The following is a 6,769-nucleotide window of genomic DNA, read 5'->3' as shown; positions in this document are numbered from 1 at the left end:
GGCGACAACATCACCATGGAGGTGACGCTGATTGCGCCGATCGCCATGGAAGAGAAGCTGCGCTTCGCCATCCGCGAAGGCGGCCGTACCGTCGGCGCCGGCGTCGTCGCCGCCGTGATGGACTAATTTTTAGAGGATCAAAGGACAGCGGCCGGGTTTCGGCTCGGTCGCTTCCCTTGTTGAATGGATAAGCCATGAACGGTCAAAACATTCGTATTCGCCTTAAGGCGTTCGACCACAGGATCCTCGACGCTTCGACACGCGAAATCGTGTCGACTGCGAAGCGGACCGGCGCTCAGGTGCGCGGGCCCATCCCGCTGCCGACGCGCATCGAGCGCTTTACGGTGCTTCGCTCGCCGCACATCGACAAGAAGTCGCGCGAGCAGTTCGAGATGCGCACTCACAAGCGTGTTCTCGATATCGTGGACCCCACCCCGCAGACGGTTGATGCTCTGATGAAGCTCGATCTCGCTGCTGGTGTGGACGTGGAAATCAAGCTCTAAGCCCGGCAGGCTCGGAGCTTTCGGTAGACACGCCGAGAGGATACGCACATGCGCTCAGGCGTCATTGCACAGAAAGTCGGGATGACCCGCATCTTCACGGATGCCGGCGAACATATCCCGGTCACGGTTCTAAAGGTCGACAGCTGTCAGGTCGTCGCCCACCGGACTATGGAAAAGAACGGCTACACCGCGCTGCAGGTCGGCGTCGGCAAGGCCAAGGTAAAGAACGTTTCGAAGGCCGAGCGCGGACGGTTCGCCGTTGCGCAGGTCGAGCCGAAGCGCAAGCTCGCGGAATTCCGCGTCTCCGAGGATGCTGTCATCCCGGTCGGCGCCGAGATCACCGCTGATCACTTCATTGCCGGTCAGTTCGTGGATGTCACGGGCATCACGACCGGCAAGGGCTTCGCTGGCGGCATGAAGCGCTGGAACTTCGGCGGACTGCGCGCCACGCACGGCGTGTCGGTCTCCCACCGCTCGATCGGTTCGACCGGCGGCCGCCAGGATCCAGGCAAGACGTTCAAGAACAAGAAGATGCCGGGTCACCTGGGTGTCGAGCGCGTCACCACGCAGAACCTGCGTGTCGTGTCGACCGACGTCGAGCGCGGTCTGATCCTCGTCGAAGGCGCCGTTCCCGGCGTGGCTGGCGGCTGGATCTTCGTCCGCGATGCGGTGAAGCGCAAGCTGCCGAAGGAAGTGCCGATGCCCGGCTCGTTCCGTACGGCCAACGACGCTGCGCCGGCCGCCCAGGCTGAGCAGGCCCAAGAGGAGAATGCGTGATGAAACTTGATGTCACCACGCTCGAGGGCAACACCGCTGGTTCGGTCGACCTGAACGAGGCCATCTTCGGTCTTGAGCCGCGCGCCGACCTGCTCGCCCGTTGCGTCCGCTGGCAGCTCGCGAAGCGCCAGGCCGGCACGCACGCCGTCAAGAATCGTTCGGCCATCGACCGGACGACGAAGAAGGTCTACAAGCAGAAGGGCACCGGCAGCGCCCGTCACGGCGCCGCGAGCGCTCCCCAGTTCCGGGGCGGCGGTCGTGCCTTCGGCCCGCAGGTCCGCAGCCATGCTCACGATCTGCCCAAGAAGGTTCGCGTCCTTGCTCTGAAGCACGCGCTCTCGTCCAAGGCCAAGGATGCCTCGCTCGTCGTGATCGACGATGTGAAGCTCTCCGAGCCCAAGACGAAGGCTCTCGTCGAGCGCTTCGGCAAGCTCGGCCTCGGCAACGCCCTGATCATCGGCGGCGCTGAGATCGAGACGAACTTCCAGCGGGCTGCTCGCAACATCCCGAACATCGACGTCCTGCCGGTGCAGGGCATCAACGTCTATGACATCCTGCGTCGCGAGAAGCTCGTTCTCACGAAGTCGGCTGTCGATGCGCTGGAGGCGCGCTTCAAATGAGCCTGGACCCGCGCCATTACGATGTGATCGTAAGCCCGGTCATCACCGAGAAGGCCACGACCCTGTCCGAACAGAACAAGGTCGTCTTCAAGGTGCGGCTGGATGCGACGAAGCCGCAGATCAAGGAAGCGGTTGAGAAGCTGTTCGATGTCAAGGTGAAGAGCGTCAACACGCTCGTTACCAAGGGCAAAGTGAAGATGTTCCGCGGCACCCGCGGCCAGCGGTCGGACGTGAAGAAGGCGGTTGTAACCCTCGCTGAGGGCCAGACCATCGACGTCACGACGGGCCTCTGATCGGTTGAGAGAGTGATCTGATGGCTTTGAAAACATTCAAACCAATCACCCCCGGCCTGCGCCAGCTGGTGATCGTCGACCGCAGCGAGCTCTACAAGGGCAAGCCGGTCAAGAAGCTGACGGAGGGCAAGAGCTCCTCCGGCGGCCGTAACAACCTGGGTCGCGTGACCGTCCGCTTCCGTGGCGGTGGTCACAAGCGCACCCTGCGCCTGGTCGACTTCAAGCGTCGCGCCCGTCTGGGCGATGTGGCCGCCGTGGAGCGGATCGAGTACGATCCGAACCGCACCGCCTTCATCGCTCTGATCCGCTACGCCGACGGCGAGCAGTCCTACATCCTGGCTCCGCAGCGTATGGCTGTCGGCGACCAGGTGTCAGCTGGCGAGCAGGTCGACATCAAGCCGGGCAACGCGATGCCGGTCGGCAACATGCCGGTGGGAACGATCATCCACAACGTCGAGCTGAAGATCGGCAAGGGCGGCGCTCTCGCCCGCTCCGCCGGCACCTACGCTCAAATCGTGGGTCGTGACCAGGGCTACGTGACGATCCGTCTGAACTCCGGCGAGCAGCGCCTGGTCCATGGCCAGTGCTTCGCCAGCGTCGGCGCGGTGTCGAACCCGGACCACATGAACACCTCGATCGGTAAGGCTGGTCGTAACCGCTGGCTCGGCAAGCGTCCGCATAACCGCGGCGTTTCCATGAACCCGATCGACCACCCGCACGGTGGTGGTGAGGGCCGCACCTCCGGTGGTCGCCATCCGGTGTCCCCGTGGGGCGTACCGACCAAGGGCAAGAAAACCCGTTCGAACAAGCGGACCGACAAGTTTATCGTGTCGAGCCGTCACGCTCGGAAGAAGTAAGGATAGAGGCACGTCATGGCACGTTCGCTTTGGAAGGGTCCGTTCGTCGACGGCTACCTCCTCAAGAAGGCCGAGGCTGCCCGTTCCTCGGGCCGCAACGAGGTTATCAAGATCTGGAGCCGCCGCTCCACGATCCTCCCGCAGTTCGTGGGCCTCACTTTCGGGGTCTACAACGGTCAGAAGCACATTCCCGTCAACGTGAGCGAGGAAATGGTGGGTCACAAGTTCGGCGAGTTCTCGCCGACCCGCACTTTCCACGGCCACGCGGCGGACAAGAAGGCGAAGAGGAAGTAAGATGGGTAAGGCCGCGACTCCTCGCGCACTGAGCGATACAGAGGCTCAAGCCGTCGCTCGCATGCTGCGCGTCAGCCCCCAGAAGCTCAACCTTGTTGCGGCCCTTATCCGCGGCAAGAAGGTTTCTGCGGCTCTCGCCGATCTCGAGTTCTCCCGCAAGCGCATCGCTCGCGACGTGAAGAAGTGCCTCGAGAGCGCCATTGCCAACGCCGAGAACAACCACAATCTCGATGTAGATGATCTCGTCGTCAGCCAGGCTTTCGTCGGCAAGGCGCTCGTCATGAAGCGCTTCCACGCCCGGGCCCGTGGCCGGGGTGCTCGTATCATGAAGCCGTTCTCGAACCTCACCATTGTGGTTCGGGAAGTTGCCGAACAGGCATAAAGGAGAACCAGATGGGTCAGAAAGTTAACCCGATCGGTCTTCGGCTCGGCATCAACCGGACCTGGGACTCGCGCTGGTTCGCCGGCAAGGGCGAGTACGCCAAGCTGATGCACGAGGACATGGCGATCCGCGAAGCTCTCATGAAGCAGCTGAAGCAGGCCGCCGTCTCGAAGATCGTCATTGAACGTCCGCACAAGAAGTGCCGCGTCACCATTCACTCGGGTCGCCCGGGCGTGGTGATCGGCAAGAAGGGTGCCGACATCGAGAAGCTGCGCAAGCTCGTCGCCAAGATGACGGACGCGGATGTGACGATCAACATCGTCGAAGTCCGCAAGCCGGAAGTCGACGCAACGCTGGTGGCCGACTCGATCGCTCAGCAGCTCGAGCGCCGTGTCGCCTTCCGCCGCGCCATGAAGCGCGCCGTTCAGTCGGCGATGCGTCTGGGCGCCGAGGGCATCCGTATCAACTGCTCGGGCCGTCTGGGTGGCGCTGAAATCGCCCGCCTCGAATGGTACCGCGAGGGCCGCGTTCCGCTGCACACCCTGCGTGCGGATGTGGATTACGGCACGTCCACGGCCTTCACGACCTATGGCACCTGCGGCATCAAGGTCTGGATCTTCAAGGGCGAAATTCTTGAGCACGATCCGATGGCCCAGGACAGGCGGATGAACGACGAAGGAGGCCGCTCCGGTGGCCGCCGCGAGCAGGCGGCGTAACCGAGAGGTCAGGAGAGGTTTGCCATGTTGCAACCGAAGAAAACCAAGTTCCGTAAGCAGTTCAAGGGCCGCATCTCCGGCACCGCGAAGGGCGGCACGGACCTCAACTTCGGCCAGTTCGGCCTGAAGGCGATGGAACCCGAGCGTGTCAACGCTCGTCAGATCGAAGCGGCTCGCCGCGCCATCACCCGCGCCATGAAGCGCGCGGGCCGGGTGTGGATCCGCATCTTCCCGGACGTGCCGGTGTCGTCGAAGCCGACCGAAGTGCGTATGGGTAAGGGTAAGGGCGCTCCCGAATTCTGGGCGGCCAAGGTAAAGCCTGGCCGTATCATGTTCGAGATCGACGGCGTGCCGGAGGACATCGCTCGCGAGGCCCTGCGCCTCGGCGCCGCGAAGCTCCCGATCAAGACGCGCTTCATCCAGCGCATTGCCGAGTAAGGAGGGGATCATGAAGTCTAACCAGAGAGTCTCCGACCTCAACGCGATGTCGAAGGACCAGCTGTCGGATGAGCTGCTGAACCTGAAGAAGGAGCAGTTCAACCTCCCCTTCCAGCGCGCTACCGGCCAACTCGAGAACACCGGACGCGTCCGTGAGGTCCGCAGGGACATCGCCCGCGTCAAGACGCTGCAGCGCCAGAAGTCGGCTGCGGCGAAGGCTTAAAGGGGATCAAGATGCCGAAGCGCGTTTTGCAGGGCGTCGTTGTCAGCGACAAGCAGGACAAGACGGTCGTTGTGAAGGTGGAACGCCGTTTCACGCACCCGGTCATGAAGAAGACCGTGCGTAAGACGAAGAACTACCATGCTCATGACGAAAACAACACAGCCAAGGTGGGCGACACGGTCTTCATCGAAGAGACCAAGCCGCTCTCCAAACTCAAGACCTGGGTGCTCGTCGACCAAGCGAAGGCCTAAAAAGCCTTCCCTAGGGGTTGTCTAACGGGGGCGGTTCGTGTATACGGCCGCCTCTCTCGACATTTGAAGGGCAGGGGACATGAGATCCCCGTCAGGCGTAGTCCGGGGGGCAATCCTGCCTTGGCCCGGAAACCGGTCTGAAACAAAGGAAAGGATCAAAGCCATGATCCAGATGCAGACGAATCTTGACGTCGCCGATAATTCCGGCGCCCGTCGCGTGATGTGCATCAAGGTTCTCGGCGGTTCGAAGCGTAAGTACGCTTCCGTGGGCGATATCATCGTCGTATCCGTAAAAGAGGCTATTCCGCGCGGTCGCGTGAAGAAGGGCGATGTCATGAAGGCAGTCGTCGTTCGCACCGCGAAGGACATCCGCCGCGCTGACGGCTCGGTCATCCGTTTCGACCGCAATGCCGCCGTTCTGATCAACAATCAGAAAGAGCCGGTCGGCACCCGTATCTTCGGCCCCGTTCCGCGTGAACTGCGTGCCAAGAACCACATGAAGATTATTTCGCTTGCGCCGGAGGTGCTCTAATGGCCGCGAAGATCAAGAAGGGCGATAAGGTCGTCGTCCTGACCGGTCGCGACAAGGGCAAGACCGGTGAAGTCGTGCAGGTGCTCCCAAAGGAAGAGCGCGCGGTCGTCCGTGGCGTGAACCTCGTGAAGCGCCACCAGCGCCAGTCGGCAAACTCAGAGGGCGGCATCATCTCGAAAGAGGCGGCCATCCATCTGTCGAACCTGGCCTACGCGGACCCGAAGGACGGCAAGCCGACCCGGGTTGGTTTCAAAATTCTCGAAGACGGTCGCAAGGTCCGTTTCGCGAAGCGTTCGGGAGACCTGATCGATGGCTAAGGCTCAGGTGGACGGCTACACGCCGCGGATGAAGAAGCACTACGAGGAAGTGGTGCGTCCGAAGCTCATTGAAGAATTCGGCTACAAGAACCCCATGGAAGTGCCGACGATCGAGAAGATCGTCCTCAACATGGGCGTTGGCGAATCGACCGCGGACTCGAAGAAGGCTACGGTCGCTGCTGGCGATCTCGCACTCATCGCCGGCCAGAAGCCGGTGATCACGAAAGCCCGCAAGGCTATCTCGCAGTTCAAGGTCCGCGAGAACATGCCGATCGGTGCCAAGGTTACGCTGCGCAAGGCTCGTATGTACGAGTTCCTTGACCGCCTCGTGACCATCGCTCTCCCGCGCGTCCGCGACTTCCGGGGTCTGAACCCCAAGTCGTTCGACGGCCGCGGCAACTACGCAATGGGTATCAAGGAGCACCTGGTGTTCCCTGAGATCAATTACGACAGGGTCGAGCAGGTTTGGGGTATGGACGTCATCATCGCCACCACGGCGAAGACCGACGAAGAAGCCCGCGCCCTGCTTCGTCACTTCAACTTCCCGTTCCGGCAGTGAGGATAGC

At 62.1% G+C, this 6,769-nt stretch carries 15 protein-coding genes; all 15 read left to right on the top strand.

Annotated features, from left to right (window positions below):
* The coding region (locus FS320_RS16740; protein WP_476738985.1) for an EF-Tu C-terminal domain-related protein at positions 1-126 on the top strand (126 nt) is incomplete at its 5' end.
* 68 nt (positions 127-194) lie between these two features.
* Positions 195-503, top strand: a complete 309-nt coding sequence (gene rpsJ, locus FS320_RS16735) for a 30S ribosomal protein S10 (RefSeq protein WP_009764298.1) — start codon at positions 195-197, stop codon at positions 501-503.
* Between the two features lie 48 nt (positions 504-551).
* Positions 552-1,280: a 50S ribosomal protein L3 gene (gene rplC / locus FS320_RS16730; RefSeq protein WP_152712970.1), complete on the top strand. Its 729-nt coding sequence runs from the start codon at positions 552-554 to the stop codon at positions 1,278-1,280.
* Positions 1,280-1,900, top strand: coding sequence for a 50S ribosomal protein L4 (gene rplD, locus FS320_RS16725; protein WP_152712969.1), 621 nt, complete (start codon positions 1,280-1,282; stop codon positions 1,898-1,900). The genes rplC and rplD overlap by 1 nt, the downstream gene beginning before the upstream one ends.
* Positions 1,897-2,193: a 50S ribosomal protein L23 gene (locus FS320_RS16720; RefSeq protein WP_036358344.1), complete on the top strand. Its 297-nt coding sequence runs from the start codon at positions 1,897-1,899 to the stop codon at positions 2,191-2,193. The genes rplD and FS320_RS16720 overlap by 4 nt, the downstream gene beginning before the upstream one ends.
* Positions 2,194-2,213: 20 nt before the next feature.
* Positions 2,214-3,050 (top strand): 50S ribosomal protein L2, encoded by an 837-nt coding sequence (gene rplB, locus FS320_RS16715; RefSeq protein ID WP_152712968.1) that lies wholly within the window; start codon positions 2,214-2,216, stop codon positions 3,048-3,050.
* A gap of 15 nt (positions 3,051-3,065) precedes the next feature.
* Positions 3,066-3,344: a 30S ribosomal protein S19 gene (rpsS, locus tag FS320_RS16710; protein WP_036352963.1), complete on the top strand. Its 279-nt coding sequence runs from the start codon at positions 3,066-3,068 to the stop codon at positions 3,342-3,344.
* Position 3,345: 1 nt separating this feature from the next.
* Positions 3,346-3,726 (top strand): 50S ribosomal protein L22, encoded by a 381-nt coding sequence (rplV, locus tag FS320_RS16705; protein WP_152712967.1) that lies wholly within the window; start codon positions 3,346-3,348, stop codon positions 3,724-3,726.
* A gap of 11 nt (positions 3,727-3,737) precedes the next feature.
* A complete protein-coding gene (gene rpsC, locus FS320_RS16700) occupies positions 3,738-4,442 on the top strand; it encodes a 30S ribosomal protein S3 (protein WP_152712966.1) in 705 nt (234 codons plus the stop codon).
* A gap of 24 nt (positions 4,443-4,466) precedes the next feature.
* Complete coding sequence (rplP, locus tag FS320_RS16695) at positions 4,467-4,880, top strand: 50S ribosomal protein L16 (RefSeq protein WP_036352973.1); 414 nt, start codon at positions 4,467-4,469, stop codon at positions 4,878-4,880.
* Positions 4,881-4,890: 10 nt separating this feature from the next.
* Positions 4,891-5,103, top strand: a complete 213-nt coding sequence (gene rpmC, locus FS320_RS16690; protein WP_152712965.1) for a 50S ribosomal protein L29 — start codon at positions 4,891-4,893, stop codon at positions 5,101-5,103.
* An 11-nt stretch (positions 5,104-5,114) separates the two neighbouring features.
* Positions 5,115-5,354 carry a 30S ribosomal protein S17 gene (gene rpsQ, locus FS320_RS16685; RefSeq protein WP_099511396.1) on the top strand — a complete coding sequence of 80 codons (240 nt, stop codon included), beginning with the start codon at positions 5,115-5,117 and terminating at the stop codon, positions 5,352-5,354.
* Between the two features lie 163 nt (positions 5,355-5,517).
* Positions 5,518-5,886, top strand: coding sequence for a 50S ribosomal protein L14 (rplN, locus tag FS320_RS16680; protein WP_009764309.1), 369 nt, complete (start codon positions 5,518-5,520; stop codon positions 5,884-5,886).
* A complete protein-coding gene (gene rplX, locus FS320_RS16675; protein WP_152712964.1) occupies positions 5,886-6,203 on the top strand; it encodes a 50S ribosomal protein L24 in 318 nt (105 codons plus the stop codon). The genes rplN and rplX overlap by 1 nt, the downstream gene beginning before the upstream one ends.
* The gene (rplE, locus tag FS320_RS16670) at positions 6,196-6,762 is read left to right on the top strand and encodes a 50S ribosomal protein L5 (RefSeq protein WP_152712963.1); all 567 of its coding nucleotides are present in this window, start codon (positions 6,196-6,198) and stop codon (positions 6,760-6,762) included. Before rplX ends, rplE begins: the two co-directional genes overlap by 8 nt.
* Positions 6,763-6,769 lie beyond the last annotated feature (7 nt).

The organism is Microvirga tunisiensis, from assembly GCF_009296175.1.
GTDB lineage: Bacteria > Pseudomonadota > Alphaproteobacteria > Rhizobiales > Beijerinckiaceae > Microvirga > Microvirga tunisiensis.
The sequence above is the reverse complement of the archived record's forward strand: the minus strand, read 5'-3'. Positions and strand labels throughout refer to the sequence as shown.

What these genes read in the sequence shown, in the direction of transcription:
- rplV (WP_152712967.1), top strand. Translation starts at nt 3,346, where the DNA reads ATGGGTAAGGCCGCGACTCCTCGCGCACTGAGCGATACAGAGGCTCAA.
- rplX (WP_152712964.1), top strand. Translation starts at nt 5,886, where the DNA reads ATGGCCGCGAAGATCAAGAAGGGCGATAAGGTCGTCGTCCTGACCGGT.
- rplP (WP_036352973.1), top strand. Translation starts at nt 4,467, where the DNA reads ATGTTGCAACCGAAGAAAACCAAGTTCCGTAAGCAGTTCAAGGGCCGC.
- rpsS (WP_036352963.1), top strand. Translation starts at nt 3,066, where the DNA reads ATGGCACGTTCGCTTTGGAAGGGTCCGTTCGTCGACGGCTACCTCCTC.
- rplE (WP_152712963.1), top strand. Translation starts at nt 6,196, where the DNA reads ATGGCTAAGGCTCAGGTGGACGGCTACACGCCGCGGATGAAGAAGCAC.
- rplD (WP_152712969.1), top strand. Translation starts at nt 1,280, where the DNA reads ATGAAACTTGATGTCACCACGCTCGAGGGCAACACCGCTGGTTCGGTC.
- rplC (WP_152712970.1), top strand. Translation starts at nt 552, where the DNA reads ATGCGCTCAGGCGTCATTGCACAGAAAGTCGGGATGACCCGCATCTTC.
- FS320_RS16720 (WP_036358344.1), top strand. Translation starts at nt 1,897, where the DNA reads ATGAGCCTGGACCCGCGCCATTACGATGTGATCGTAAGCCCGGTCATC.
- rpsJ (WP_009764298.1), top strand. Translation starts at nt 195, where the DNA reads ATGAACGGTCAAAACATTCGTATTCGCCTTAAGGCGTTCGACCACAGG.
- rpmC (WP_152712965.1), top strand. Translation starts at nt 4,891, where the DNA reads ATGAAGTCTAACCAGAGAGTCTCCGACCTCAACGCGATGTCGAAGGAC.
- rpsC (WP_152712966.1), top strand. Translation starts at nt 3,738, where the DNA reads ATGGGTCAGAAAGTTAACCCGATCGGTCTTCGGCTCGGCATCAACCGG.
- rplN (WP_009764309.1), top strand. Translation starts at nt 5,518, where the DNA reads ATGATCCAGATGCAGACGAATCTTGACGTCGCCGATAATTCCGGCGCC.
- rpsQ (WP_099511396.1), top strand. Translation starts at nt 5,115, where the DNA reads ATGCCGAAGCGCGTTTTGCAGGGCGTCGTTGTCAGCGACAAGCAGGAC.
- rplB (WP_152712968.1), top strand. Translation starts at nt 2,214, where the DNA reads ATGGCTTTGAAAACATTCAAACCAATCACCCCCGGCCTGCGCCAGCTG.